Annotated in this window: 16 protein-coding genes, 1 tRNA gene and 1 pseudogene; 10 read left to right on the plus strand and 8 right to left on the minus strand. The window is 62.1% G+C overall.

Features of this window, described 5'->3' with window-relative positions; genetic code table 11:
• Positions 1–7: 7 nt before the first annotated feature.
• From AXK11_RS10215 to AXK11_RS09430, 3 genes are all read left to right on the plus strand, one after another.
• Positions 8–1,588, plus strand: a complete 1,581-nt coding sequence (locus AXK11_RS10215) for a glutamate--tRNA ligase (RefSeq protein WP_231865768.1) — start codon at positions 8–10, stop codon at positions 1,586–1,588.
• 817 nt (positions 1,589–2,405) lie between these two features.
• Positions 2,406–4,877 carry a TonB-dependent siderophore receptor gene (locus tag AXK11_RS09425; protein WP_082780918.1) on the plus strand — a complete coding sequence of 824 codons (2,472 nt, stop codon included), beginning with the start codon at positions 2,406–2,408 and terminating at the stop codon, positions 4,875–4,877.
• A 147-nt stretch (positions 4,878–5,024) separates the two neighbouring features.
• Positions 5,025–6,440 carry a phosphodiester glycosidase family protein gene (locus AXK11_RS09430; RefSeq protein ID WP_197456815.1) on the plus strand — a complete coding sequence of 472 codons (1,416 nt, stop codon included), beginning with the start codon at positions 5,025–5,027 and terminating at the stop codon, positions 6,438–6,440.
• A 251-nt stretch (positions 6,441–6,691) separates the two neighbouring features.
• Here AXK11_RS09430 and glnS read toward each other — a convergent pair.
• The 6 genes and pseudogenes from glnS to pyrF form a co-directional block, all read right to left on the minus strand.
• Positions 6,692–8,419: pseudogene (gene glnS, locus AXK11_RS05335) on the minus strand (glutamine--tRNA ligase); the annotation flags it as partial.
• A 145-nt stretch (positions 8,420–8,564) separates the two neighbouring features.
• Complete coding sequence (locus AXK11_RS05340) at positions 8,565–10,313, minus strand: putative manganese-dependent inorganic diphosphatase (protein ID WP_068630058.1); 1,749 nt, start codon at positions 10,311–10,313, stop codon at positions 8,565–8,567.
• A 105-nt stretch (positions 10,314–10,418) separates the two neighbouring features.
• A complete protein-coding gene (locus AXK11_RS05345) occupies positions 10,419–11,969 on the minus strand; it encodes a peptide ABC transporter substrate-binding protein (protein ID WP_068630146.1) in 1,551 nt (516 codons plus the stop codon).
• Between the two features lie 143 nt (positions 11,970–12,112).
• Positions 12,113–12,628 carry a 2-C-methyl-D-erythritol 2,4-cyclodiphosphate synthase gene (gene ispF / locus AXK11_RS05350; RefSeq protein ID WP_068630059.1) on the minus strand — a complete coding sequence of 172 codons (516 nt, stop codon included), beginning with the start codon at positions 12,626–12,628 and terminating at the stop codon, positions 12,113–12,115.
• Between the two features lie 78 nt (positions 12,629–12,706).
• Positions 12,707–13,423, minus strand: coding sequence for a 2-C-methyl-D-erythritol 4-phosphate cytidylyltransferase (gene ispD / locus AXK11_RS05355; RefSeq protein WP_068630061.1), 717 nt, complete (start codon positions 13,421–13,423; stop codon positions 12,707–12,709).
• On the minus strand, positions 13,420–14,187 hold the full coding sequence (gene pyrF, locus AXK11_RS05360) for an orotidine-5'-phosphate decarboxylase (protein ID WP_082780921.1): 768 nt from the start codon (positions 14,185–14,187) through the stop codon (positions 13,420–13,422). Before pyrF ends, ispD begins: the two co-directional genes overlap by 4 nt.
• Positions 14,188–14,263: 76 nt before the next feature.
• Here pyrF and AXK11_RS05365 point away from each other — a divergent pair, with 76 nt between their 5' ends.
• The 4 genes from AXK11_RS05365 to AXK11_RS05380 all read left to right on the plus strand — a co-directional run bounded on the left by AXK11_RS05365 (position 14,264) and on the right by AXK11_RS05380 (position 18,013).
• Positions 14,264–15,364 (plus strand): 4-(cytidine 5'-diphospho)-2-C-methyl-D-erythritol kinase, encoded by a 1,101-nt coding sequence (locus tag AXK11_RS05365; RefSeq protein WP_231865769.1) that lies wholly within the window; start codon positions 14,264–14,266, stop codon positions 15,362–15,364.
• A gap of 61 nt (positions 15,365–15,425) precedes the next feature.
• Positions 15,426–17,225 (plus strand): phosphoenolpyruvate--protein phosphotransferase, encoded by a 1,800-nt coding sequence (ptsP, locus tag AXK11_RS05370; RefSeq protein WP_231865770.1) that lies wholly within the window; start codon positions 15,426–15,428, stop codon positions 17,223–17,225.
• Between the two features lie 138 nt (positions 17,226–17,363).
• A tRNA-Leu gene (locus AXK11_RS05375) sits at positions 17,364–17,447 on the plus strand.
• 65 nt (positions 17,448–17,512) lie between these two features.
• Positions 17,513–18,013, plus strand: coding sequence for a hypothetical protein (locus AXK11_RS05380; RefSeq protein WP_156469217.1), 501 nt, complete (start codon positions 17,513–17,515; stop codon positions 18,011–18,013).
• A gap of 35 nt (positions 18,014–18,048) precedes the next feature.
• On the opposite strand, the gene AXK11_RS05385 is transcribed toward AXK11_RS05380, so the two are convergent.
• Both AXK11_RS05385 and AXK11_RS05390 read right to left on the minus strand, forming a co-directional pair.
• The gene (locus tag AXK11_RS05385; protein WP_082780922.1) at positions 18,049–18,432 is read right to left on the minus strand and encodes a DUF3817 domain-containing protein; all 384 of its coding nucleotides are present in this window, start codon (positions 18,430–18,432) and stop codon (positions 18,049–18,051) included.
• Positions 18,429–20,663 (minus strand): NADP-dependent isocitrate dehydrogenase, encoded by a 2,235-nt coding sequence (locus AXK11_RS05390; protein ID WP_068630069.1) that lies wholly within the window; start codon positions 20,661–20,663, stop codon positions 18,429–18,431. The genes AXK11_RS05385 and AXK11_RS05390 overlap by 4 nt, the downstream gene beginning before the upstream one ends.
• Positions 20,664–20,942: 279 nt before the next feature.
• Here AXK11_RS05390 and xylB point away from each other — a divergent pair, with 279 nt between their 5' ends.
• The 3 genes from xylB (at position 20,943) to AXK11_RS05405 (ending at position 25,901) form a co-directional block, all read left to right on the plus strand.
• Complete coding sequence (xylB, locus tag AXK11_RS05395; RefSeq protein ID WP_068630071.1) at positions 20,943–22,493, plus strand: xylulokinase; 1,551 nt, start codon at positions 20,943–20,945, stop codon at positions 22,491–22,493.
• 325 nt (positions 22,494–22,818) lie between these two features.
• A complete protein-coding gene (locus AXK11_RS05400; RefSeq protein WP_197456816.1) occupies positions 22,819–24,249 on the plus strand; it encodes a phosphodiester glycosidase family protein in 1,431 nt (476 codons plus the stop codon).
• A gap of 116 nt (positions 24,250–24,365) precedes the next feature.
• Positions 24,366–25,901 (plus strand): phosphodiester glycosidase family protein, encoded by a 1,536-nt coding sequence (locus AXK11_RS05405; protein WP_082780924.1) that lies wholly within the window; start codon positions 24,366–24,368, stop codon positions 25,899–25,901.

Raw genomic sequence — 25,901 nt, forward strand, 5'->3', positions numbered from 1 at the left:
GCCGCCTATGTCACAGGTTCGCGTGCGTTTCGCCCCCAGTCCCACCGGCTTTTTCCACATCGGCAGTGCGCGTACCGCACTCTTTAACTGGCTCTACGCGCGGCACACGGGCGGGCGTTTTATCCTGCGAATCGAGGACACCGATAAGGCACGCAACAGCGAGGCCTTCCTCAATGTGATTTACGAAAGCCTGCGCTGGCTGGGGATGGATTGGGACGAGGGGCCGCAGGTCGGCGGCGACTACGGCCCGTACCGGCAGAGCGAGCGCGGCGCGATTTACGCCGAGTACGTGGAGCGGCTGCGGGCCGCGGGCCGCGTCTACGAGCGCGACGGCGCGCTGTGGTTCAAGCTGCTGGGCGAGCGTTACGAGGAGTTCGACGCGCACCGGAAAAAAACGGTAACCAAGGTGCGGGGCGCCCCGGCCATCATCGACGATGCGATTCGCGGTCGGGTCGAGCGCACCGAAGATGAGGACTTCGTCGTCGTGCGCTCGGACGGCAGCCCCGTCTTCCACTTGGTGAACGTCGTGGACGACATAACGATGGGCATCACGCACGTGATCCGCGGCGAGGATCATCTCTCGAATACCAGTAAACACGTTGAGCTGTTCAACGCCTTTGGCGCGCCGCTGCCTCAGTTTGCGCACATCCCGCTGATCCTGAAGCAGCAGGGCCCAGGCAAGATGTCGAAGCGCGATCAAGGCGCCCTAATCGAGGAATATCAGCAGCGCGGCTACCTGCCGCAGGCCCTCGTGAATTTCCTCTCTCTGCTCGGTTGGAATCCCAGCGATGATCGCGAAAAAATGCCGCTCGCGGAGATCATCCGGCTCTTCGATTTGGCGCAGGTGAACCAGAGCAACGCGCGCTTCGACGACAAGAAACTCGCGCACATGAACATGCTCTACCTGCTGGAACTGCCCGCGGACGACTTCGTGTCGCGCGCCCGCGATTACTTTGTGCAAAAAAGCGCGGAGCCCGGGTCGAGCTCGGAAAGGGAGCCGAGCTTTGAAGGCGCTGCGTACGCTGAGAGGCAGTCGGGCGAAGCGGGCTGCGCCGCGAGCGTTGGAGTTTTAACTGTAAACCAAAACGGAGCCGCCAGCGCGAGCAGCCACGAAGCTGCGCCCACAGGTGAGGACGCGGCCAAGGCGGCGGCCGAAATCTCCAGGTTGGCGCGCACGGCGCTTGCCGCCCCCGAGCCGTATTTCCGCGAAGTGATGCTGCTCAGCCATCCCAAGATCAAGGGCGTTGAAGAGCTGCCGACCTACACGCGCTACTTCTTTAGCGAAGCCTACCCGATCGACGAAAAAGTCCGCGCCAAAGTGCTGGCAAAGGGGGCGCCCGCAGCGCGCTTGCGCGAGCTCATCGCAGCGCTGCCGAACGCGGACTTCGCGAGCGACGAATCGATTGAAACCGCGCTCAAGGCGATGGCCGACTCGCACGCGCAAAGTTTCGGTGCCTACCAATCAGTGGCCCGGCTCGCACTTACGGGCACCAACGCGGGCCCGAGCATCACCGCCATCATGCGGCTCCTCGGGCGCGAGCGCGTCGCCGAGCGCCTGCGCAAATTTGAACGCAGCCTCGCCGTTTAACGGCCATGCCCGCTCCCAGCCCTAAACAAGGCGGTTGATGCTGCTCGCCCCTTTGGAGACGACTCCAGAGTGCTTCATTTGAATCTCTTTGGGTCGCATTCCCCGCCGCTTGCGGCGGCTTCTCCCCGACACGGTTCCGGAGGAACCGTTAAGCGAAGCGGCGACTACCCCGCCCCTTGGGGCAGGGTAGTTTATTGGGAAAGCGCGACCGACCTCCATCGACACCTGCTGGCTAGCACTAGGGTGAAGAGCAGCGGGGAGGTTTCGGCACATGCCGCCAGCTGCGCCTCGCAAGCCAGAATCGTACAAGCCCTTGCCCCAACCCCAGAAAGCCAACGCGGGTAAAATAAAAGCTTGCGCTCCGAAATTTTTATCACATTCGGTCGCATGGTCACCCCCTGACCGCTTTCACCCCTGTACCCCTGATGCCCTTGGTTTGGACAACTCCGTTGAGTCGTTTTTGCTGGCGTAGCCTTTGCACTTGCTTGCGCCGTGGGCTGGCAGCAGACACGCAGTGTCTGCTCAGAACTTGGGCCGCTGTCGAGCTGTCGAGCTGTCGAGCTGTCGAGCTCATGTTGACGCGCTAACTCGCCCGTCAAGTAAAGATTTCACTCTTTTTCCAGAGGGGCAAGCGGCCCTACTTGCTGGACCTAGCTTTCATGAGAAGCCCCGTCTAGAGGAAGCTTATATATCACCTTTTCATGCCCGCTGCACTCGCCGTGTACTTACGCGAGCAGCGGGCTTTTTCGTGCCTTTCCCCAAGCCGCTCAGTTTTCAGAGCGGCTTAGTATAACCCAACCCCAAACCTAAAAAGCATATGAAACTGCAATCTTGGCTTGTGCCTACATTACTCGCTTTGGGCATACCGCTAGCATCCCACGCCCAAAGTTCAAATCCTCCTCGCTCTTTTTCCGATCAAGCGGACGATGAAGAGACCGTTTACCTCTCCCCCTTCGAGGTTTCCTCTGACCGTGTGAGTGGCTATACTGTAACTGATTCGGCTGCCTCCAGGGTTCGCAGAGCTCTGCTTGATACACCGACTTCTATTCAGGTCGTAACGAGTGAATTTATGGACGATATTGGAGCGGCCTCTGTCCTTGATGCGACACAATACCTCTCCGGGGTAAGTTACCCTGTTCTCGGAGGTGTTAACGGCGTCCAGGAGCGGCAGACCGTTCGTGGTTTTGAAATCTTTGGAAGCACGACTGATAACTTCACCCCGAGTACGACTTGGTCAGCGCTTGAGTCAGCAGTTATTGATCGAGTCGAGGTGGTAAAGGGGCCTCACTCGATTTTGGCTCCCAGCGGCCCTCCAGGCGGTTCAGCAAATATTCTTACCAAGTCCCCCAAGTTTGACGATCCGCGCCACACGTTTAAAGCCGAGGTGGCAGATCAATATTTTGGGAATAAAGGCACTCTTGATTCTACTGGCCGCATCTTTGGCTCAGACAAACTTGCTTATCGTGTCATAGCGACGTATCGCGATGCTAAATCTTATGTTCCCGGGCACCTTTGGAACAAAACAGTAAACCCGATGCTGACTTGGAAAATTACAGAGAGGTCACAATTGAAACTTAAGGGTTTTTTCAATAACTGGGGACAAAGTGGAGCCCAAGCTGCCAATGCCAATAACCTTTACCTACGCGATGACTTTCCAGTTGGTGGAACTGTTTCCAGCTCGCTTGACAACTTTAGACCCGGCTATGTCCCCTTTGAGGCTAACGGCTTCCCAGATTGGACGATACGCGATGAGAAAATGCGGCGTGGTACGGCGGAGTTTACCACTGCCATAGGAGATCGCATGAACCTGCGACTGGCTGCGCTCAAGACTTATTCACACATACAAAATTCTACTGGAGGCCTGTGGATGTGGAGGCCAGGCCTGGGGAATCGAGTAAATCCATATACAGGTGATTGGACAGAACACGAGAGATGGAGTCTTCAAGACTCCTCGCTTCCTTACGATGAGACCACTAATCCCTACATCTCTACTCCAATAGACTTTAAGGAATCTGTCCGAGCGGTGTATCTGACTGAGAACTATTGGCAATACTGGACCGAAGGGACTTTTCTCCAAGCGGATCTTAGCGGCAAGTTTGACTTTGGCGGATCAAGCACGGAGCCCTTGTTGACACTCAATATTGTTACAGGTGTTTCGCGGGGACGGCAAAAGAATCGGACACGTTCGTGGGGAATTCCTGGTGAAGAAATAACAGATGTTTACGACTTGGACTATCACCTTAACGTGCGGTCCTTCCTGCCCCACCCGTCAAAGCCCGCATCACTAAACTGGGTCAGGGAAGGATTGCCCGAGAACCGCAACGGAGGGCCTGGAGGCACGGGAGATAGCTCGGAGACGATTCGTGATATTAATACACAGCATTATGTGAATACTTCAGTAGACACTTTTAAAGGTAAGCTGATCTGGACGGCTGGGACGTCTCGTCGGGAGTACAGTAACCGCAACGTTACTCACTCCGATGGTCACAGCCGCAAAGGAATTGTCAACTCCTCAGGAGGGCACTCGAAGATGACTCCCTCCTTTGGTCTTTTGTACAAAGTTAGGCCTGACGTCTCGGTGTATTTGGCGCACACACTAAATACGGAGCAAGGCTCTTGGTACACAGGGCGAGAGCGGGGGGATCAACCCATTTGGCAAGACGGTAAGCAGCAAGAGGCCGGACTAAAGCTAACATTCTTCGATCGAAGGCTTTCCGTGACGACCTCCTATTTTGAAATCAGGAAAACTAACATTCCACAAGGCAACCCTTTAAACCGTGGTATTACGCTCCAGCCCGGAGAGCGCCCCCTCTATCCTAACCTTCTAAGGAATATTACTAATGAAGGGGTAGAGGTCGATGTCGCTGGTCAGATTACAAATAACCTTAGCGTTCTGGGGAGCTTTACTTCCCAAAAGATGCGCGACGATTTTGGTCGTCGAAGGGCTAACGTCCCCGACACGATGCTCAATGGTATGGTTCGGTATAAGTTCCCTGAAGGGAAAATGAAAGGCTTAGCTATGCACCTAGGCTTTAATCACGCAGGGGATGTCTCAGGAGAAAATAGAGGGGCGAGGACTCCTCTTGATGTACTAGAGATGCCTGGATTTTACTTGCCTGAGCGGACGTTTTTTAATGCAGGGGCCAGCTTTAAGTTAGGCGAGGTTAGCTTCCAGCTTAACGTCGATAATCTACTAGACTCCAAGAAGCCTCATACCTCCGGTGGCCGTCACGCTATCGGGATTGTACCGCCGCGTAACATCCGCTTGACCACGACCTATAGCTTCTAAAGCTTACCAATTATAATGGGCTAATCTGGTTACAGGGCGGGGCGTTTTATGCGCCCCGCCTTTTTATTTATTCATGGCCTTGACCAAAGTCATTTGCCCGCCCTTGCTCGCCGGGCCCCTCCCTTTTCCCCTAGTTCTATCTCCTGTATGCCCATAAAAAACTCAAGATTCATTAATTCGTTGGTATCCATAGCGTTGTTACTGTTTTTTTCGCTGCTTGGTACTCCCCATTGGGGGCAGGCGGATCTCCCTCGAGAAGGATTTCCGCTTGGACGACCCGACCTGCCCGAGGTGCGTACTGTAAAGGAATTGCGCCCGGGGCTTACCCATGTACACGTCGAGCGTGGGATGCAGGGCAGGGTGGAGCGCCCCAAGTTCACATTCCTGAGTGTACAGCGGGATCAGGCGGGGCGTGACCAAATGCGCGCCTGCCTGGAGCGCGCGGGCTATACAGTTCGTGAAAAGGTGGAGACAGTGCCTGACTCTGGGCTTCGTTATGTGCTGACTGCCGGAGAGTTTGACAGCATAGAAGAGTTGAAACTTGCGGCGCGTGAAATTCCCTGCAGTGTACAGATTGCGGAGCTACCTGGTGACAATCGCCCTGAGGGGCCAGTTGGCCCCTATGTGCTAGATATAGTGATATTGGATCCGAAAGTTTATAAGGGAAAGGTGATTTCGTCTTGGTCGGAGACCGTCTGGCGGGCGAGTCCTTTAGAGTTAGCACTTAAGCACAATGCGGTGGTTGCCATTAATGGGAGCTGGTTTGAGTATTCGATTGATGAGATTGCCGGTGTTCCTTCCGGAGTCTCCATTGTACAGGGGCTGTGGCATCATGAACCTAATACAAGAGCTAGATCAATCCATATCGAAAATCATGAAGATGGGGGGATATCTTTAAAAATTAGTGATCAAGTCCCTCCCATACCTGAGCTCAAATGGGGAGAGGGGAAAAGCACGAAGCTGGATGGTATTGACCGAATGCCTAAAGATAATGAGCTCGTCGCGATGAGAGAGTCTGTTTTTATGGAATCGGCCTATACGCATGGGAAACTTCCTGGGCATATAGCATTAACTTTGATTAGTGAGGCTTCCACTGGTGTTGGATACTTCATAATGGCCACTGGAGACAAAAGGGCAATTTTGGACAATTATAAGGCCTCTGGGAACCCCCTAAAACTGGACCTGAGTGTTCCCGGTCGAACCGGATTAAATGCCCTGTATACCGCGCAACCTTTCATTGTTGACGGGCACCCTGTACCGCAGGGGCATCATGATGTTACTGCGCGTACGGCAATGGGGGCTGATGCCGATGGCAAGATTTATCTACTCGTTGTCCATGTCGATACTCCTCTATGGGACAGTGTGGGAGCTGGCTTCAGTGAATTAACGGATGTAGGTCTATTTCTTGGGTTGATAAACTTCGCCAACCTGGACGGAGGCCCACGATCGACTTCAATGGTCATTGAAGGCAAAGTTGTTGGGGCTCCAAATTTGAAGCCATATGATGAGACGCGCCGTGTAGCGGATGTCGTGCTCGTGATTGATGAAGAAAACTATAGATAGAGGTCTCGGCGCGTTCCAGCTTTGCCCCTAGGGGCAAAGCTCCTTTCGAAGAGGGCTGCACCTGCTGCTGCTGGCTTTTCTTAGCGGTTGTCGCGCAGGGTGATGGTGCGGTTGAAGATGAGGGGAACGGGGCGGGTTGTGACTTGGGCCTTGAGTTTCTCTGCTGCGTTTTGGGCACTGGGGGAGGAGGCGCTGGCAAGCGTGGCTTCGCCTTCGCGTGTGCTCGCTAAAGCGTTGGCGTCGGCTTGAGCGTCGAGGACGAAGTAGCCGAGGCGTTCGAATTGGACGGGTTCGCCGGGACGGGCGGCGGCGAGGCTGGGTTCGAGTCGGGCGCCGTTAACGATTTCCAGCGAGTGCGGGTTGAGGACTTTGAGGAAGTCGTCTTCGGCGGCGGGTTCCGGCACGGTGAAGAGCCGGTCGTAGAGGCGCACTTGCGCTTCGATTGATTCGCTGGCGCTGACCCAGTGGATCGTGCCTTTGACTTTTTTATTGGAGTTGGGCTGGCCTGCGCGGGTGTCGAGTTGGGCCGTGGCGCGGAGCTCGACGAGGTTTCCAGCGGCGTCTTTTACGATTTCGTCGAGCTGGATGATGCAGGCGTATTTGAGGCGGACTTCACCACCGGGTTTGAGGCGGTGAAACTTGGGCGGCGGGACTTCGGCGAAGTCGTCGCGCTCGATAAACACTTCGCGGGTGAGGTTCACGATACGGGTCGTGGGCTCGCTGGACTGCGGGTCGTTGGTCGCTGCACAGGGGATCGCCTCGCCTTCGGCAAGGTTTGTCAGGACGAGCTTGAGCGGGCGCAGGACGGCGAGTCGGCGCAGGGCGCTTTTATTTAGTTCGTCGCGCAGGGTGTGTTCGAAGAGCGCAATGTCTGTGAGGCCGCCGTCGTGTGTCGTGATTCCTGTGCCGATAACGAAGCGGCGCAGCGCTTGTGCGGGGACGCCGCGGCGGCGCAGCCCCGCGAGCGTAGGCATGCGCGGGTCGTCCCAGCCCTCAACCGCGCGTTCCTGGACGAGGCGCAGGAGGTTGCGCTTGCTCATGATCGTGTAGCTGGGGATCAGCTTGGCGAATTCGTATTGATGCGGGCGGGGGCGGGGGAGCTCCAGGCTGTCGAGCACCCAATCGTAGAGGGGGCGGTGGACGACAAACTCCAGCGAGCAAAAGCTGTGGGTGATGCCTTCGAGGTAGTCGCTCAGGCAGTGCGCGTAATCGTAGAGCGGGTAGATGCACCACTGGTCGCCAGTGCGGTGGTGGGCGATGTGGCGGATGCGGTACAGGAGTGGGTCGCGCAGCCAGAGGTTGGGCGAGGCCATGTCGATCTTTGCGCGAAGGGTGCGCGCTCCATCGGGAAACTCGCCTGCGCGCATGCGCGCGAAGAGGTCGAGGTTTTCGGCCACTGATCGCTCGCGCCAGGGGCTGTTCTGGCCGGGCTGGGTGGGTGTGCCGCGGTAGCGTTCGGTGTCCTCGGGGCTGAGGTCGCAGACGTAAGCTTTGCCGCGGCGGATGAGCTCGACGGCGTAGTCGTAGAGCGCCTCGAAATAGTCGGAGGCGGCGTAGGGTTCGGCGTCCGGGCTGTCGGCGGGGCAGTGCGGGACGAGCCGGTCGGAGCGGCCGTCATCGCCGGTGCGCGTTTCGGGCTGGGCGCCGCGCGGCTTGAAGGTGAGCTGCGCATCGGCCCAGCCGCTGATGAGCCAGCGGATATCGCGGGTAATGGCCTCGACGTAGTGGCTGTCTTCTTTGGCGGGGTTGGTGTCGTCGAAACGCAGGTGGCAGCGGCCGCCTTGCTCGCGGGCGACGCCGAAGCTCAGGCAGATGGCGCGCGCGTGGCCGAGGTGCAGGTAGCCGTTGGGCTCGGGCGGGAAGCGCGTGACGATCTGAGGGTAGCGGCCTTCGGCGACGTGGGTGGCGACGATGTCGCGGATGAAGTCGGTCGGAGTGGCAGAGGCGGCGGCGGCTGTGACGGCGGCGTTATCGGGCATGGTGTATGCAGGCGTTTTTTTGGAAATCCGGGAAGAAGAAGGGAAGTGTGTATGTGGCAGGAAGCGGTGTGATTGGAAATGCGAGAGGCCCGACGAATGGCGCACGTTGCATACGCCTGCCCCGCCTCTTCGCGGCGCAGACGGCCTACTCGCTTCGCGGCGCACGCGGAGCGGGGAGCGCTTCATCGCTCGCCATTTCGCGCAACAGGCTGCCGAGGTAAGGGATGAGTTGCTTCTTGCGGCTGACGATGCCGGGCAGGTCGAAGCTCTCTTCGTTTTTCACATGGGGGTAGGTGATACGGCTGATGACGCTGGAGTCGCCCTTTACGAGGAGGATCGAGTTTTGCGTATTGATGTCGGTAACGAGCAGGCAGGAGAAGCTGAGGCCCTCCGCATCCAGCAGCTCCTGTAGTGCATCGGAGATGGGCTCAGCGTGCTTCCAGAAATTGGAAAAGCCGAGCTCCTCGACCTGCGAGACGGAGAAGCGCACGCCTTCTTCGCTGTAAATCTTGAAGTCGGCGCGCACGACCTGAGCTGCCGGGCTGGCCAGGATCACGGAGCCGGAGCTGAAAATCTGGTCGGCGAGCTGCTGGGGATCGACGCCCGCGATTTGCGAGAGCCACCCCAAGACCTCCGCATCTTTGGGCGTAGCGGTGGGGCCTTTGAGCATGAGCGTGTCGCTCACCAGGCCGGACATCATGATGCCCGCCAGGTCGGGCGAGGGACTGAGGCCAGCGCGGCGGTAGAGGTCGGCCACGATCGTGCAAGTCGAGCCCACCGGTTCGTTGATAAACAGAATCGGCTGCTGGGTGCTCATCGGCCCGAGCCGGTGGTGGTCGATGATCTCGACGATACGCGCCTGCTCGGCCCCGGGGACGGCTTGCGTGATCTCGTTGTGGTCAACGAGGACCAGCCGTGTGCCGACGGGGCGCAGCAGATCGCTCTTGGTGAGGATGCCCTGGAGCGTGCCCTGCTCGTCGGCGACGAGGACGGCGTGGGGCGAGCTGGGGCTGAATTTTTTGCGCGCAAGGGAGAGCGGCAGCTCGGCACTGATGGTGTCGAAATTGCGCTCAATGATGCCGTCCAGAGTTGAGGCCGCGCGCACGATCCACGCGGTGGTAGCGGTATCGTGCGGGCTGGAGATGATACTGACCTGGCGAGCGGCAGCGAGCTCCACGACATCCGGATCGACGCTGCGCCCGCCGCTGATGATGAGCGCGCGGCTACCGATCTCGATTGCGCGCAACTGCACATCGCGCCGGTCGCCGACGATTGTTATGGATTGGGCGGCAGAGAGTTTCTCGCGTTCGGAGATCTTCCAAAAACTGCCGATGTCCATCGCTGCGATGTGCAGGTGAAGCGGCTCCAGCCGGTCTTCATCGGTCGCCGTGAGGATGGTCGCCGAGAGCGAGCGCACGATCCGGCTCAAGCTGGTGTATACCTCACGCATCCGCCGCGGGTCTTTGATGTGGGGAACGAAGAAGCCGCCCATCTGCGCAAGGGTAAGCGTGCCGAGGATTTTGCGATCCGGGTCAGTGATCGGGAGCACGCTGACGCCGTGCCGCTCAAAGGCTTCGAGCGCTTCGACACAAGTCGCTCCCTCCTGGATGTGGATCACGTCGCGCACCATGAGGTCGTGCACGCGCGGACGCACGTCGCTCAGGTATAGCGGCAGCGGCTGATTAAAGCGGCGCAGGATGGTGTCGATGCGCGCATTGGAGTTTCCGCAGCGGGCGGGGACGAAGTTGGGCTCCCCGCGTTGCTGTTTGAAAGCGGCGTAGGCAATCGCGGCGCAGATCGCATCTGCATCGGGGTTTTTGTGCCCGATCACATAAGTGATTTCTCGCGGGTCGGGGGGCGGTGTCGGGGCGGAGGAAGCGGTAGCAGCAGTCATGGCGGGTGTTAAGGCGGGAACAGTTAATGCAATCCATGCCATGCTGCCCCACCGCGTAAAAGCCCAATCCCACAGTAGCTGTGCGCGGGTGTATCGACATGTCGGCTACGGTTCCAGCCAGAGGTGTTTATAGGGGTGGCGGTCGAGCAGAGTTGGGTGCCAGCCGTGGAGGCTGGGGTGGACGAGGCGCACGGTCGCCGCGTAGTAGATCGGGATGATGGGGAGCTCTTGCAGGAGGATCTCTTCGGCGCGGGCGAGCAGGGCGTAGCGCGCTGCGGGATCGGCTGTGCGTGCGGCCCGGTAGAGCAGCGAGTCGTATTCCTGCGAGCTCCAGCCAGTGTGGTTATTCCCCGAGGTGCTGCTAAAGATTTCCAGAAAGCTGGCCGGGTCGAGGTAGTCGCCCGCCCAGTCGGAGCGCAGCATCTGGTAGTCGAGCGTGCGGCGCTGCGAGAGCAGGGTTTTCTGCTCCATGTTCACGATCGTAATCCGGATCCCCAGTTCGCGCTGCCACATGGCCTGGATGGCCTCGGCGATGGTGCGGTGGTTGTCGGAGTTGTTGATCAACAGTTCGAGCGTGGGGAGGCCGCGGCCCTGCGGGTAGCCCGCTTCGGCCAGCAGCGCGCGCGCCGCCTGCGGGTCGTAGCGCAGGGCCTGCGGCGGTGTGTAGCCCGCCAGACCCGGCGGCGTGAAGCTCGCCGCTACGCGTTGCCGCCCGCCGCTGAGCCGGACAATCGCCTCGCGGTCGATGGCGAGCGAGAGGGCGCGGCGAATCCTGGCTTCGTTGAGGACGGGGCGGGTGACGTTGAGCCGGTAAAAGTAGGTGTCGAAAAACGGATCCACGCGCAGCAGCTCGGGCTGCTGGCGCGCGTAGCGCTCGATCTTGCTGAGCGGGAGAGCCTCGGTGAGGTGAACTTGTCCGGCACGAAAGGCGCGTTCCTCGGCTTCGACACTACTGGAGGGGTGAAAGTGGATGGCACTCAGCCGCACCGTCTCCGAGTCCCAGTAATAGGGGTTGCGCTCGACGATGATTCGCCGGTCGGGCTGCCACTGCTTGAGCGTGAAGGGGCCGTTGCCGACGAAGTTTTCGGGGCGCGTCCAAGGGTTTCCGCGCGCATCTGCGGCGCCTGTTTTTTCGACCGCAGGCAAGTAAACGGGAAACCAGACGGGCTGCGTGAGCTCGGCGAGAAACTGCGGCGCGGGATGCTCCAGTGTGATGACGAGCGTGTGCGGATCGGGTGCCACAAAGCCCACTTGGGAAAAATCGTCGAGCAGCCCGCGGTGGTAGGCTTGCGCTTTTTGCACGAGGTAGAGTGCAGAGGCATAGTCGGCGCCGAGCGCGGGCGAGAGGGCGCGGCGGTAGCTGGCGAGAAAGTCTTGGGCGGTGAGGGCGGCTCCGTTTGACCAGCGCGCCTCGGGCCGCAGGTGAAAGGTGTAGCGCAGCCCGTCGTCAGAGATTTCCCAACGCGCGGCGACGCCGGGCACGGGGCTGAGGTCGCGCGGATCTTCTGCGACCAGTCCTTCAAAGAGCGCAGTGACCACCGCGATTTCGGGCAGCCCGGTCACGAGGTGCGGATCGAGCTCGGCCACATCCGCACTGAGGCTGCGGTGCAGGACCTGGGTGCGATTGCCGCGCTCGACCGGCGTCTCGCGTGGCATGCAGCCCACAAGGGCGAGGCCTGCGGCGAGAGCCGTAAGCGCAGTCGCAAAAACAAGACGCCGCCCGCCGCCCGCGCCTTGCTTTCTCGCGTGCGCCCCACGGGCAATAAATGGCCAGCGAATCGTGGCACCTGCGCGCGCCTTCATCGTTGGCGAGATTGGTAAATTAACGCGACCGCGTGGGCAGCGATTGCCAAGCCGCGCCCGATCTCGTCCACGCCCTCGTTGGTCGTGGCCTTGATCCCTACGCACTCGGAGGCGACCTGCATTGACTGGGCGAGCCGCGCTTTCATCTCGGCGAGCCGTGGCGCGATTTTCGGTTTTTCGGCGACGAGCGAGGCATCGATATTGCCGATTTCGTAGCCGCGGTTGCGCAGCTCGGCACAGGTTTGGAGGAGGAGTTTTTGGGAATCGATGTCCTTGAACGCCGGATCGGTATTGGGGAAAAAGTGGCCGATGTCGGGCAGCCCCGCCGCGCCGAGCAGCGCATCGCAAATCGCGTGGGTGAGCACATCGGCATCGGAGTGTCCGTCGAGTGCGCAATCAGTTTCGGTAAAATGTACGCCGCCCAAAACGAGCGGGCGGCCCGACTCAGCAGCGGGCACGAGGCGGTGGATGTCGTAACCGTAACCGATGCGAAAAGGCGGCGCAGAAGACATGGCGAAAGAAGAGGGAGCGCGAAACAGGCGGAGCGGGAAAGGAAGAGTGGCGGGAGGCGAGCGAGCACCTCGTTTTTTTTAACGCGCGGTCGCCTGGGCGGCGGACTCGGTGACTGTGGCGTGGTGGCGCGCGAGCAAGAACTCCAGCCAGGCGAAGTCAGCGGGCGTGGTGAGCTTGGGTGCGGGGTGCGGGTTTTCCAAAATCGCGATTGGCTGTTTCAACAGCTCGACTGCGGCGGCATCGTCGGTGATGCGCAGCTCGCGCGCGGCGACGCGCTGATAAGCGCGGACGATTAAGTCTCGCGCGAAGACTTGCGGCGTCTGCGCGGCCCACAGCGCCTCGCGCGGCAGCGTGCGAAAGGTGTCGCCTGCCCGCCGTTCCTTGATCGTGTCGGCCACGCGCTGGGCGAGGATGACAGCCTGCTCGCGGCGGACGATTTTGTGCAACGCGCGGAGCTGCTCGGGCAGGATCAGGGGGCGCGCGCAATCGTGGATAAACACATACTCGATGTCATCAGGCAGGGCGGCCAGCGCGTTCATGACCGAGTCCTGGCGCTCGCGTCCGCCCTTGACCAACACCGAGGGCGTCGGCGCATGAGCGGCCAGCGCGGTGAGCTGGCGCTGATCGCGGTAGGTGATGGCGTAGTGATCGATGACGCCGCTCGCGGCGAAGGCTTTTGCGGAATAGGCAAAGACGGGGAGTCCCGCGAGCGGAGCGAGGATCTTGTCCGCCACATCGGCGCCCATCCGCCGTCCGCTGCCCGCCGCGAGGAGAATTGCTGCGGTGCGGCTCATGGGGTGATGGGGGCCGGCTCGCGCACGGGCTCGGCGGTTGGGCGCGCACTGGCGGCGGGGGCGTTTGCCGCACTCGTGGCGATTTCCTGCTGGATTGCACGGGCGGCAGCGACCGGGTCGGGCGCCTTGAAAATAGGGCGGCCGACGACGAGGAAATTGGCACCTGCGCGGGCCGCTTGGGTGGGTGTCAGGATTCGCGATTGATCGTCGACCTGGGCACCGCTGGGGCGAATCCCGGGAGTCACGAGCGTGACGTTTGCGGGGAGCTTGGCGCGCAGCGGAGCGATTTCCAGCGGCGAGCACACGAGGCCGCTCAAGCCCGCTTCGGTGGCGAGTGTGCCCAGCCGCAGCACTTGCTCGGCAGGGCTGGCGGCGACTCCGGTTTCGCGCAGTCCGTCCGCGCCGGTCGAGGTGAGCACCGTTACGCCGAGGAGCAGCAGCTCGGGCGCATGCTCGGCTCGCGCGCGGGCGGCCCACTGCATCATCTCGCGGCCACCACTGGTGTGTAGCGTGAGCATCCGGATCGGTAGCGCGGCGACGGAGGCGACGGCCTTGGCGACAGTGTTGGGGATGTCGTGGAGCTTGAGATCGAGAAAGACCTGGAAACCCAGATCGGCGATTTCGCGCACGCAGTCCGGCCCGCAGGCGGTAAACAGCTCCAGCCCCACTTTGGCCCAGCGCACAGTCCCCTGGAGTTGGCGCAGCGCGGGGGCGACATCGGCGATGCGTTGGGCATCGAGTGCGAGGATGAGTTCGCAGGGCATAGGCCGTAGGAGCGCGGGGTCACGGGGCTGGATTTGCAAGAAAACTTCACCAAGGCTGGTGGCCCTCTTTCCCGCGATGACACGACTCACGCTCCACGCTCCCGCAAAGGTTAACCTGTTTCTCGCCATCACGGGGCAGCGCAGTGACGGGTTTCACGATCTCGTGTCGTTGGCCGTGCCGCTCGATTGGGGAGACGAGCTGGAGTTGCGGGTATTGGCGGAAGGGGCAGGAAGGGCGGGAGGAGCGGGCGCGCAGAGTGGCGAGACGCGGCTGCGCTGCGAGGCGTCCACGCCGGCCTGCGAAGTTCCGGCGAGTGCGGACAATCTGGTGCAACGCGCGGCGGCTGCCTTTCGCGCGGCCACCGGGTTTTCTCGACCGGTGGACTTTATCCTGAAAAAGCGCGTGCCCGTGGGCGCAGGGCTGGGAGGCGGCAGCAGTGATGCGGTGGCCGCGCTGCGCGGGCTCAATGCGCTGGCGGCAGCGGAAAATCCGCGCTGTGCGTTGAGCGAGGCGGCACTGGGCGAACTGGCGGCGCAGCTCGGCGCGGACTGCACGTTTTTCGTGCACGGGCGGCCTGCCATCATGCGCGGCAGCGGCGAGCGCGTGAAGCCCTTGAATCGAAGCGCAAGTGCCACGGCGACGGCGGACAGCGGCGCAGTTTCTGCCTCCGCTGCATCCGCGTTTTTGCGCGGACAGCGACTGTTCCTGTGCAAACCGGCCTTTGGCGTAAACACGGCCTGGGCCTATGGGGAGATGCGCGAAAGGGCGCGGGCCGCCGGTCTTGCGAGCGGCAGCGTTTACCTGGCGGAAGAGGAGGCCGAGGCGCTTTGTGAGCGTTGGCGTCGTGCGATAGGGGAGGGCGCCTCCGATGTGCGAATGCTGGGGGCACTCACGTTTAACAACATGGAGCCAGTCGTCTTCGCGAAATATCCGGCGCTGCCCGTGTTGGCGACCGAGTTTCGCGAGCGCTTCGGGCTGACCCTGCGGATGAGCGGCAGCGGCAGCGCATGTTTTGCGTTTTTGCCCGCATATGCGGACAAGCCCGTAGCCGGTGCAGCGGCTCCCTCCGGAGCTCTGGCTGCCGAGCGAGCTCTCGTAGAAAAGCTGACGGACTGCGTGCACGCGCTCTGGGGGCCGACTGCGTTTACGCGCGTCGTGGAAATCGCAGGGGCGTAAATCACGTTGACCGCGCCGCGGGCGCTCCGCGTTATCGTGGTTGCGCCGCCGGGCCGCCCCTATGCCCGGTGTCTCAACCTTTATGGCGGACAAGCTAGAAAAGAAAGAAACCACGCTACACGGGATTCCCGCATCCGGGGGTATCGCCTATGGGCAAGTGTTTCTCTTTACGCGCAACCTCGTCGAAGTCCCCTGCTACCCGATTGATGCGGCCAAACGCAGCGGGGAGGTCGCCCGCTTCGAGCAATCGCTGCTCCAGGCCCGCCAGCAAATCGCCAAGGTGCAGAGCGAAGTCTCCCGCAACATCGGCGAGGAGGAGGCCCGCATCTTCGATGCGCACCTGATGGTGCTCGAAGACCAGGCACTCATCGGCGAGACGATCCGCGAGCTGGAGGCCACGGGGCTGAATGTGGAGACCTGCTTTAACCGCGTGTCGCGGCGCTACATCAAGGCGTTTAGCGAGATCGACGACGAGTACCTGCGCGAGCGAGCGAGCGACATCCGCGATGTCGCCCAGCGCGTTTTGCAAAGCCTGCTCGGCCAGGCCGACACCAGCCTGAGCACGCTCGCCGGCGAGCGCGTCCTCGTCGCCAGCGACATATCGCCCTCCGACGCAGCGGCCCTCGACCGCAGCACGGCTCTCGCTGTGGTGACCGATTCGGGCAGCAAGACCAGCCATGCCGTCATCGTGGCCCGCTCCATGAAGGTGCCTGCCATCGTGGGCATGCACGACCTGACCCGCCGCGCGCGCAATGGAGACTGGGCACTCGTCGACGGCTATGAGGGCCGCGTAATCCTTAACCCGACCGAGGCCACGCTCACCCGCTACGGCCAGATCCAGGAGCAAAAGAAGCATCTCGAAGCCGAATTCCTCAAGGCCAACACCCAGCCCGCAATCACGCTCGATGGCGCGGAAGTCACGCTGCTGGCCAACATCGAGCGGCCCGATGAAGTGCAGCTCGTAGCGGGCTACAATGCCGCGGGCGTCGGTCTGTACCGCACCGAATACCTCTACCTCGATAACGCGCGGATTCCCACCGAGTCCGAGCAGACACTCGCCTACACCCAGGTTGCCGCCGCCCTCGCGCCACAGCCTGTGACGATTCGCACGCTCGATATCGGCGGCGATAAACCGCTGTGCGGCAGCGGCGGGCACGACTTCTTCTCGCCGCACAAGGAGGACAACCCCTTCCTCGGGTTTCGTGCGATACGGCTCTGCCTCGAATACCCCGAAATTTTCAAGAGCCAGCTGCGCGCGATTTTAAAAGCCAGCGCACACGGCAACGTCCGCCTCATGTACCCCATGATCAGCGGCAGCGAGGAGCTCGCGCGCGCCAACGCGCTGCTGGAGGAATGCAAGGCCGAGCTGCGCGAAGCCGGCACGCCCTTCGACGAAGCGCTGCCAGTCGGTGCCATGATCGAGATCCCCAGTGCGGCGCTGACTGCCGACATCCTGGCCGATAAATGCCACTTTTTCAGCATAGGGACAAACGACCTCATTCAGTACCTGCTCGCGATTGACCGCGTAAACGACCGGATCGCCCACCTCTACGAGCCGACCCATCCGGCAGTGTTGCGCACGCTGCGCCGGATCGTTGAAGCGGGGCATGCGCGGGAAATCCCTGTGGGCATCTGTGGCGAAGTCGGCGGAGATCCCATCCTCGCACCGCTGCTGCTCGGGCTCGGGATCGACGCGCTGAGCATGACGCCGCCACTGATCCCCGCGGTCCGCTACCTCGTGCGAAAAATGGCACTGAAGAAAGCGCGGAGCCTGGCCGAGCGCGCCCTCACACTCAGCTCCCCAACCGCCATCTACGAACTGTGCACAGAGTTCTACCGCGAACAGATGGGCGCGGTTTAGGAGCCTCGAAGCCAACCAAAGAGACCAACAAGGAAAGTCGCGCTTGGTTTAGCTTATGTACGGGCAATACGGGTTCAGAAATTTTCGTGGACTTTGCGCCCAGGTTTCGCGGTCCTGTGCGCCCTCTCTTCCCGTTTTGCCCGGGTGGTGGAATGGCAGACACGACGGTCTTAGAAGCCGTTGCCGAAAGGCGTGAAGGTTCGAGTCCTTTTCCGGGCACCACTCTCAGAGGGAGCCCTTGACGCGGGCGATTTGCCCCGCTTCGTGGAGCGGCGGACTGGACGCTCATGGCTACCGCCCCTGCAATTCCCCCGAGTCGTGCTCAAGCTCTTGCCCTTGAGGAAGAGGCTGCGCGCACTCGCTCAGCAGAGAGAGAAGCTGTGCGCGAAGCGGAAGCGGTGGCGCCTTCTCGGGCTGCGACGATAGAGGAGCGAGTGGTGGTGCTGGAGACGCGCTGGCAGGACATCGTCCCGAACCTGGCAACAAAAACCGACTTGGGCGATTTGAGGTGGAGCTTGGCAAAGTGGATTATGGGGGCGATCGCTACAGTGCTGATTGGCCTGGTGGGCTCGTTCCTGATGTTGCAGGGGAATTTGAACGCCACTGCATCGCGGCTTGATACGCGAATCGATAACCTCGCTGCCCAACTGAAAGCCGAGATTCGGGATCTGAAGGATGACATACGCGCAACGAATGCGCGCATGGATCGGCTGGAGGAAAAACTGGACGCGCGCTTTGAGGCACTGATGGCAGAGCTACGCGACCAGCGCAGGGATCGGGAGCGCTGAGCAGGGCCGACAGGCGGCACCTGCCTCCTGTCCCCCTATTCCTGCTCCCATTGCTTGAGCCGCTTATCGAAGAAGAACGGCGCAACCGGGACGAAGGTAATCGCGAAGGTAGCGAGGGCGCGTTTCGCGCTGAGCCGCTCATCGAGCACCGCTTGCAGCAGTGCCCAGCAGAGTAGCAAAAACAGCACGCCGTGCAGCATCCCCACGATGCGCACCGCCTGCGGCAGCCCGGCCAAATATTTCAGCGGCATGGCGACCGCCAGCAACAGCAGGAAGGATGTGGCCTCGACCAGCGTCACCAGCCGCACAAGCCGCAGGGGGCGGGCAGGCGTTTCACTCGGGCCGCGGGTAGCACGGGCGGACTGGCCCGCGCTACCGGTGCGATTTCCTGTGGCGCGGTCGTCGCGAGTGCTGCTCATAGCTGAGCGAGGATCGCGTTAAAGGTCTGGCTCGGCCGCATGGCCTTGGCGGCCAGCGTATCGTCCGGCTGGTAGTAGCCGCCGATATCGGCTGGTGCGCCTTGCACGGCGAGCAGCTCGGTGCTGATCTGGGCTTCGGCGGCGGCGAGTTTTTCTGCGAACGGGCGGAAGATCGCGGCAAGCTCGGGATCAGCGCTTTGTGCGGCCAGTGCCTGCGCCCAATAAAGCGCGAGGTAGAAATGGGAGCCGCGGTTATCAATCGTGCCGAGCTTGCGGCCGGGCGATTTGTTATTCTCCAGGAACTGCCCGTTGGCCGCATCCAGTGTCTCGGCCAACAGTTTGGCGCGAGCGTGGCTGAAGCTCTGGGCGAGATGCTCCAGCGAAGCCGCAAGCGCGAAGAACTCGCCGAGACTGTCCCAGCGCAGGTAGCTCTCCGCGACGAATTGCTCGACGTGCTTGGGAGCCGAGCCGCCTGCGCCTGTCTCGAACAGGCCGCCGCCATTCATGAGCGGCACGATTGAGAGCATCTTTGCCGAGGTGCCGACTTCGAGGATCGGGAACAGGTCGGTGAGGTAGTCGCGCAGTACGTTGCCAGTGACCGAGATCGTGTCTTGCCCCTTCACGATGCGCTCCAGGCTGAAGCGGCAGGCTTCAGCCGGGGGCAAGATGCGCAGGTCGAGCCCACTGGTATCGTGCTCTTTCAAGTACGTTTCGACCTTGGCGATGATTTGCGCATCGTGAGCGCGTGCCTTGTCGAGCCAGAAAACGGCGGGCGTGGCCGAAGCGCGCGCACGGGTGACGGCCAGCTTTACCCAATCGCGCACGGGGGCGTCCTTGGTCTGGCAGGCGCGCCACACATCGCCCGCTTCGACACGGTGCGCGAGGAGCACGGCGCCGCTGCCCGCATCGACGATCTGGATCGTGCCGTCGGCGGGCGCTTCAAAAGTCTTGTTGTGCGAGCCGTACTCCTCGGCGGCCTGGGCCATGAGGCCGACGTTTGGCACCGAGCCCATCGTCCTGGGGTCGAGCGCGCCGTGCGTTTTGCAGAACTCGATGACCGCCTGATAAACGCCCGAGTAACAGCGGTCGGGGATCACGGCGAGCGTGTCCTGGGGCTGTCCCTGCGCGTTCCACATCTTGCCGCCCGCGCGGATCATGGCGGGCATGGAGGCATCGACGATCACGTCCGAGGGGACGTGCAGGTTGGTGATGCCGTGGTCGGAGTTGACCATCGCCACTGCCGGACCGCTCGCGAGCGCGGCCTGCACATCGGCCTCAATCGCGCGGCGCTCCGCATCGGGCAGGGTCTTGATTTTCTCCAGAAGATCGCCCAGCCCGTTGTTCAAATCGACGCCGAGCGCGTCGAGCGTGGCGGCGTGTCTGGCGAGCAGGTCTTTGAAGAAAACACGCACGGCGTGGCCGAAAAGAATCGGGTCGGAGACCTTCATCATCGTGGCCTTCAGGTGCAGCGAGAAGAGGACGCCCTCGGCCTTCGCCCGCGCGATTTGCTCGGCGTAAAACGCAGTGAGCGCGCGCTTGGAGAGGCGCGTAGCGTCGATGATTTCGCCCGCCTGCAAGGGAAGTTTTTCGAGCAAGACTTTGGTCGGGCCCGCGCTGTCTGCGGGGACGAATTCGATCCGCGCCGTCGTCGCAGCGGGTAGGGTGGTGGACTGCTCGTTGGCGTAAAAATCGTCGCCCGCCATCGTCGCCACGGCGGTCTTTGAGTCTGCCGACCAGGCCCCCATCGAGTGGGGGTGGGCGCGGGCGTATTGCTTTACGGCTTTGGGCGCGCGGCGGTCGGAGTTGCCCTCGCGCAGCACAGGGTTCACGGCCGAGCCCTTTACGCGGTCGTAGCGGGCCTTGATGTCTTGCTCCTCCGAGTTGGCAGGCACTTCCGGATAGTCGGGGATCGGGTAGCCGTGCGATTGAAGCTCGGCGATGGCCTCCTTTAGCTGCGGCAGCGAGGCCGAGATATTGGGCAACTTGATGATGTTGGCTTCGGGGCGCAGCGTGAGCGCGCCGAGCTCGGCGAGGTGGTCGGGCGTGCGCTGCGCGTCGCTGAGCTTCTCGGGGAACTGGGCGAGGACGCGCGCAGCCAGCGAAATGTCACGTGTCTCTACGGCGATGCCCGCATGCTTGGTAAACGCCTGCACGATCGGCAGCAGCGAGTAGGTGGCGAGGGCCGGAGCTTCGTCAGTTTTAGTGTAAATGATGGTCGGTTTTTCGGACATGGCGGAATGGTTTCCTGAGATTTCGCGGGAACGGCTTAAAATAAGAGGTGCGCAGCGTGGGTCGCACATGTGGGGCGGTCAAAGTTCAATTGGGGGTCAGACCCCCTGAGACGCTTTGCGCTCTCGCGATACGGCGCCGCTCGCCGCAAAGCCCCCCCTGCTGGAGCAGGCGCCGAATTTAGTAATCGACTCCTGATTACCGGGCACTTTCACCCGCTTTGCATCCGCCCCAATTTTTCCGCCCCTCATCCCAAATTCTAGAAAACACCCACCGTCCCCATGAGTTTGTTTATCGGTATCGATTCCGGCACACAGAGCACCAAGGCCGTCGTTCTCGACCTGGAGCAGCGCAAGACTCTGGCGCGCGCCCAAGCCCCGCACGCCTTGATTGAGGGGCTGCCCGCGGGCCACATGGAGCAGCACCCGCGGGATTGGACGCAGGCGCTCGACACCGTGATCGCGGCGGTCGTCAGCAAGATCGGGTCGCGCCGCGCCAAACAAGTTCGCGGGATCGGAATCTCGGGCCAGCAGCATGGACTCGTCGTCCTTGATGCCGCGGGTGAGCCGATCCGCCCCGCGAAGCTGTGGTGCGACACCTCGACCGCCAAGGAGTGCGCGCTGCTCACCGCCAAGCTCGGCGGGGCCAAGGCCGTCTTGCGCAAAACAGGCGTACCATTTCTCCCCGGGTACACCGCGCCAAAACTCCTTTGGCTAAAGCGCAACGAGCCCGCGAACTTCCGCCGCCTGTTCGCCAAAGGCGCACTCGGGAAAGTGCTGCTCCCGCACGACTACCTCAACTTCTACCTCACGGGCCGCGCCTTCATGGAGTACGGCGACGCTTCGGGCACGGCCCTGATGGACGTGCGCCGCCGCCAGTGGTCGCGCGCAGCGATTGACGCGATTGATCCGCGTCTGGCCGAGGTACTGCCGCCACTTTCCCGCTCCGACGAAATCGTGGGCACACTGCTCCCACAAATCGCCCGGCGCTACGGGCTGCCCGCCGATACCATCGTCTCCGCAGGCGGCGGCGACAACATGATGGGTGCCATCGGCACCGGTAACGTGCGCGCAGGCGTCGTCACTGCGAGCTTCGGCACCAGCGGCACGATCTACGCTTACGCGCAGAAACCAGTCGTCGACCCCGAGGGCGAGATCGCGGCCTTCTGCGACTCGACTGACGGCTGGCTGCCGCTGTTGTGCACGATGAATGTGACCACCGCCACCGAGGCCGTGCGCGGACTCTTCGGCCAAGACCATGCCGCTTTCAATGATGCGGTGGCGAGCCTACCCGCTGGCGCAGACGGACTCGTTTTTCTGCCCTACCTCGCGGGCGAGCGCACGCCCAACGTCCCCAACGGCACTGGCGCGCTCCTCGGGCTTACTACGCACACGCTCAGTGCGGCGCACCTCGCGCGCGCTGCGATGGAAGGCGTGACGCTCGGGATGAACTACGGCCTGCGCCGCCTCGCCAAGCTCGGTGTTGACGCAAAAGAAATCCGCGTGACCGGCGGCGGTGCGCGCTCCTCGGCGTGGCGTCAAATCATGGCCGATGTGTTTGGCGCGCGCGTCGTCCCGATGGTCGAAGACGAAGGCGCGGCCCTCGGCGGCGCGATCCAGGCGGCTTGGGCGCTCCAACGCCAAACCGACCCCAAGGCGAAGATCAGTGCGCTGACCGACGCCCTCGTCGCCGTTGACGAAGCCCGCGCCTGCAAACCCGACAAACACCGCCACGCCCTCTACAGCCAGCTCCAAGCCGTGCAGGACAAACTCAGCCTCAACCTCCGCGACCTCTTCACGCTGCAAGAGGCGAATCGGGCCCGCTCCAAATAAAAGCTCTGCGCGCGCTCCAGCTTCTTTCGCTCTCTGGGTGGGGGCATGCTCGCCTGTTTTGGCGTGTGGCGCGTAGGGTCGCCTTGCCAAGGTTTTGAGCCTGCCAGGCAGATGCTCAGGGCCTTGCGCATTTCCCGCTTTTCTTTGCGGGTGAGCTGCGTTTCCGTCCCGCCGTTTCTTCTGCGCTGAGCGAGAGCCTTTGTTACATTGCGGCTCTTGTTTGGCGAATGCCCTTACCGCCTCCCCAGTCTCTTCACCCATGCCCCTTGGTAAAACACGGCGCTTTCGTGCCTCCCTGAACTTGGCCCTGCCCTTGAGCTTGCTTATGCCTACCGCCCTTTTCTCAGCCGCGTCCGTTGTGCCGGAAGCGGAATTTCCGCTTGGCCGTCTGGAGTTACCGGAAACGCGCACGACGCGAGAGATTCGCCCGGGCGTGACGCATGTGCATGTGGAGCGGGGCCATCATGTGGAGGGGCAGGAGGGGGGCCATTGGGCGATTTTTTCGGGTTCGCTCAATAATGCGGCTGCGATTTCCGGACTGCGCGAGTGTTTCCAGAAAGCGGGGCTCAAGGTACACGAGGATCGTTTTCAAGCTCCGCGTGGTGGGGAGGCGTATTCGGTGCTTTCGGCGGGCGGGTTTCGCAGCAAAGCGGAGGCAGCAGCAGCGCTCGCGCAGCTCGATTGCAGCGGCAGCTTGCAGGTGCAGCACCGAGCCGCGCTCGGCGGTTGGGTGTACGGGCCGTGGACGCTGGACGTGATCGTTATCGACCCAGCCCTTTACAAAGGGACGCTGATCTCGGCGCGGCGGCCCGGAGTTTCTGTTGTTTCGGAAATCGCTCGCGCGCACCAAGCGCCTGTCGCCATCAACGGGAGCTTCTTTCACGGCTATCCGCCCCCGGGCACCGAGCCAACCCAGCTCGCGAGCTCCAGCGGCATTTCGATCATCCGCGGCGAGTGGTATAACGAGCCCGACGACGGGGCGGTTCTCTTTGTCGAAAATACTGGCGCGGGCGTGAAGGCGTGGATCAGCCAGCCGCACGGCGAGCTGCCTCTTCCGCAGCTTAAGTGGCTGGGCAGCGGCGAGACCGTGACACTCACCGGCATTAACCGGATGCCGCGAAAAGGGGACGAGCTCATCGCGCTGCGACCAGAGATTTACGAGCACTCGAAGCGTTTTGGCTCCGTCGCCGCCGATGTGCTCGTGCTGCGCTTGAGCAAAAGCGGTGAGCTCTCGCGCGCGAACGAGGAAAGGGGCGCGGCTTCCCGGTCGTCTGATGCCGGCGATCTGATACTGCTCGGCGCGGGCAAGTGGCGGGCGAAACTGGAAGCGGCGCTCGCGGCGCGCGAGCGTATGGCGCTCGACTTGCGCGTGCCCGGGCGGCCCGAGCTCAGCGCCTTTCGCGGCGGCCCGATTTTGATCAAGAATGGCGAGCCCGTCTTGGCGGATCGGCGGGATGTTCGCTACGCGCGTACGGCAGCCGGTATTGATGCCGCGGGTAAGATTTACCTGATCACAATCGACTCCGACCGTTACGACCCACCCGCCCCGCCGGCTGACGGCAGCTTGGGCAGCGTAGGTGCGAAGCTCTCGGAGCTGCGCAACGTCATGCAGTTTCTCGGCGCGACCGACGCGATCAACCTGGATGGCGGCGGCGTTATGGTGATTGAGGGCGAGCTCGCGAGCCGCCCCGTTGATCCGATCAGCGGCCAGATACGCGAACGCCGCTACCTCGACGTGCTTTTGCTGTTGGATTGATAACGCTGCGTGCTGGCTTCTCGTGCGGGCGCCCTCGTACGCAGCCGTCAACTTTGGTCTCCCCCCCCAGCTCGGATACCCCGATCCCTATCGGGCCTCAATTTCTTCCCCCTGCTATGCTTCTTAAAAAATCCCTTCGTTACTTTGTGAAACTGAGCCCGCTGCTGGCTGCGCTCTTCGGCGTGGTGGCCACCGCACCGCTATCGACGGCGATGGATCGGGTTTTGCCGGAAGCGGAGCTCCCGCTCGGCCGCGTGGAGCTGCCTGAAACGCGCACGGCAAAGTTCATTCGCCCCGGCGTTACCTACGTGCATGTGCAGCGCGGGTATCACTTGCCGGGGAATCATTGGGTAATCGCGTCGGGCGTGCTGAACGCCGAGATCAGCGAAGAAACTGCCACCGCGCTGCGGGCCTGTTTCGAAAGCGCAGGGCTCGACGTGCGTGAAGATCGCTTCCAGGCACCGCTCGGCGGGCAGCAGTACTCGATCCTGTCGGCGGGCGAGTTCGCCACCAAGGCCGAGGCGATCGAGGTGCTCGTGCAGCTCGACTGCGATGAGGAGCTGCGCGCGGGACTACAGGCGCGGCACCGCGCGTCCTTCGTCAGTTGGGCCAATGGGCCGTGGAATATGAACGTCGTCGTGATCGATCCCGCGCAGTTCCACGGAAAGTTGGTCTCGGCCCGCGAGCGCGGCGTCACGGTCACCTCGGAGATTGCTCGCGCGCATAACGCCCCAGTCGCCATCAACGCAGGCTTCTTTCACGGCTACATGCGCCCGGGCGTGGTGCCCAACCAACTGCCGTCATCCAGCGGCACCTCAATCGTCCGGGGCGAGTGGTACAACGAGCCCGACGACGGCCCCGTATTCTTTGTCGAGAACACGGAGGAGGGCGTGAAGGCGTGGGTCGAGCAGCCGCACCTGTCGCCGCCGTTGCCCACGCTCAAGTGGGTGAGCAGCGGAAAAACCGCACAGCTCACCGGCATTAACCGGATGCCGCGAGGAGGGGACGACCTCGTCGCGCTGCGGCCCGAAATCTACGAGTACGCGGAGCGCGTCGACTCAGGCGCGGCGGCGGCGGCCCTCGCCGTGCGATTGAGCAAAGTCGGGCTGCTCTCCTTGATCACCCCAAGCACCGCGCGCCCGCTCGCGGATGACGATCTCGTGCTGCTCGCTACGGGCAAGTGGCGGGCGAAGCTGGCCGCGACAGTCGCTGCGCGCGAACGCGTGGCGCTCGACCTGCGCGTGCCCGGGCGGCCCGAGCTCAGCGCGTTTCGCGGCGTGCCGATTTTGATCAAGGATGGCGAGCCCGTCTGGGCGGATCGACGGGAGAGCCGCACCTCGCGCACTGCGGCGGGGATCGCCGCCGATGGGAAAATTTACCTGATCACCATCGACGGCGATCAATACGCCCCTCCTACCTCACCCGCTGCCTCCGCCGAAGGCGGCGTAGTCAGCGTGGGCGCCAAGATTTCCGAAGTGCGCGACGTCATGCGCTGGCTCGGCGTTGAGAACGCGATCAACCTGGATGGCGGCGGCTCGACCGTGATGGTCATCGACGGAGAAGTCGTAAGCAGCCCCTACGAACGCTTCGCCACGGATGGGAATCACCTCATCGAACGCCGAATCCTCGACGCACTTTTGTTGATAGATTGA

The sequence above is a fragment of the Cephaloticoccus primus genome (genome assembly GCF_001580015.1).
GTDB classification, from domain to species: Bacteria; Verrucomicrobiota; Verrucomicrobiia; order Opitutales; family Opitutaceae; genus Cephaloticoccus; species Cephaloticoccus primus.

Coding starts and splice junctions, on each gene's coding strand:
- ispF (WP_068630059.1), bottom strand. CDS start 12,628: ATGTCTTCTGCGCCGCCTTTTCGCATCGGTTACGGTTACGACATCCAC.
- AXK11_RS05365 (WP_231865769.1), top strand. CDS start 14,264: ATGACACGACTCACGCTCCACGCTCCCGCAAAGGTTAACCTGTTTCTC.
- AXK11_RS05405 (WP_082780924.1), top strand. CDS start 24,366: ATGCTTCTTAAAAAATCCCTTCGTTACTTTGTGAAACTGAGCCCGCTG.
- pyrF (WP_082780921.1), bottom strand. CDS start 14,187: ATGCCCTGCGAACTCATCCTCGCACTCGATGCCCAACGCATCGCCGAT.
- AXK11_RS10215 (WP_231865768.1), top strand. CDS start 8: ATGTCACAGGTTCGCGTGCGTTTCGCCCCCAGTCCCACCGGCTTTTTC.
- ispD (WP_068630061.1), bottom strand. CDS start 13,423: ATGAGCCGCACCGCAGCAATTCTCCTCGCGGCGGGCAGCGGACGGCGG.
- AXK11_RS05340 (WP_068630058.1), bottom strand. CDS start 10,313: ATGACTGCTGCTACCGCTTCCTCCGCCCCGACACCGCCCCCCGACCCG.
- AXK11_RS05345 (WP_068630146.1), bottom strand. CDS start 11,969: ATGCCACGCGAGACGCCGGTCGAGCGCGGCAATCGCACCCAGGTCCTG.
- ptsP (WP_231865770.1), top strand. CDS start 15,426: ATGCCCGGTGTCTCAACCTTTATGGCGGACAAGCTAGAAAAGAAAGAA.
- AXK11_RS09430 (WP_197456815.1), top strand. CDS start 5,025: ATGCCCATAAAAAACTCAAGATTCATTAATTCGTTGGTATCCATAGCG.
- AXK11_RS05380 (WP_156469217.1), top strand. CDS start 17,513: ATGGCTACCGCCCCTGCAATTCCCCCGAGTCGTGCTCAAGCTCTTGCC.
- AXK11_RS09425 (WP_082780918.1), top strand. CDS start 2,406: ATGAAACTGCAATCTTGGCTTGTGCCTACATTACTCGCTTTGGGCATA.
- xylB (WP_068630071.1), top strand. CDS start 20,943: ATGAGTTTGTTTATCGGTATCGATTCCGGCACACAGAGCACCAAGGCC.
- AXK11_RS05400 (WP_197456816.1), top strand. CDS start 22,819: ATGCCTACCGCCCTTTTCTCAGCCGCGTCCGTTGTGCCGGAAGCGGAA.
- AXK11_RS05390 (WP_068630069.1), bottom strand. CDS start 20,663: ATGTCCGAAAAACCGACCATCATTTACACTAAAACTGACGAAGCTCCG.
- AXK11_RS05385 (WP_082780922.1), bottom strand. CDS start 18,432: ATGAGCAGCACTCGCGACGACCGCGCCACAGGAAATCGCACCGGTAGC.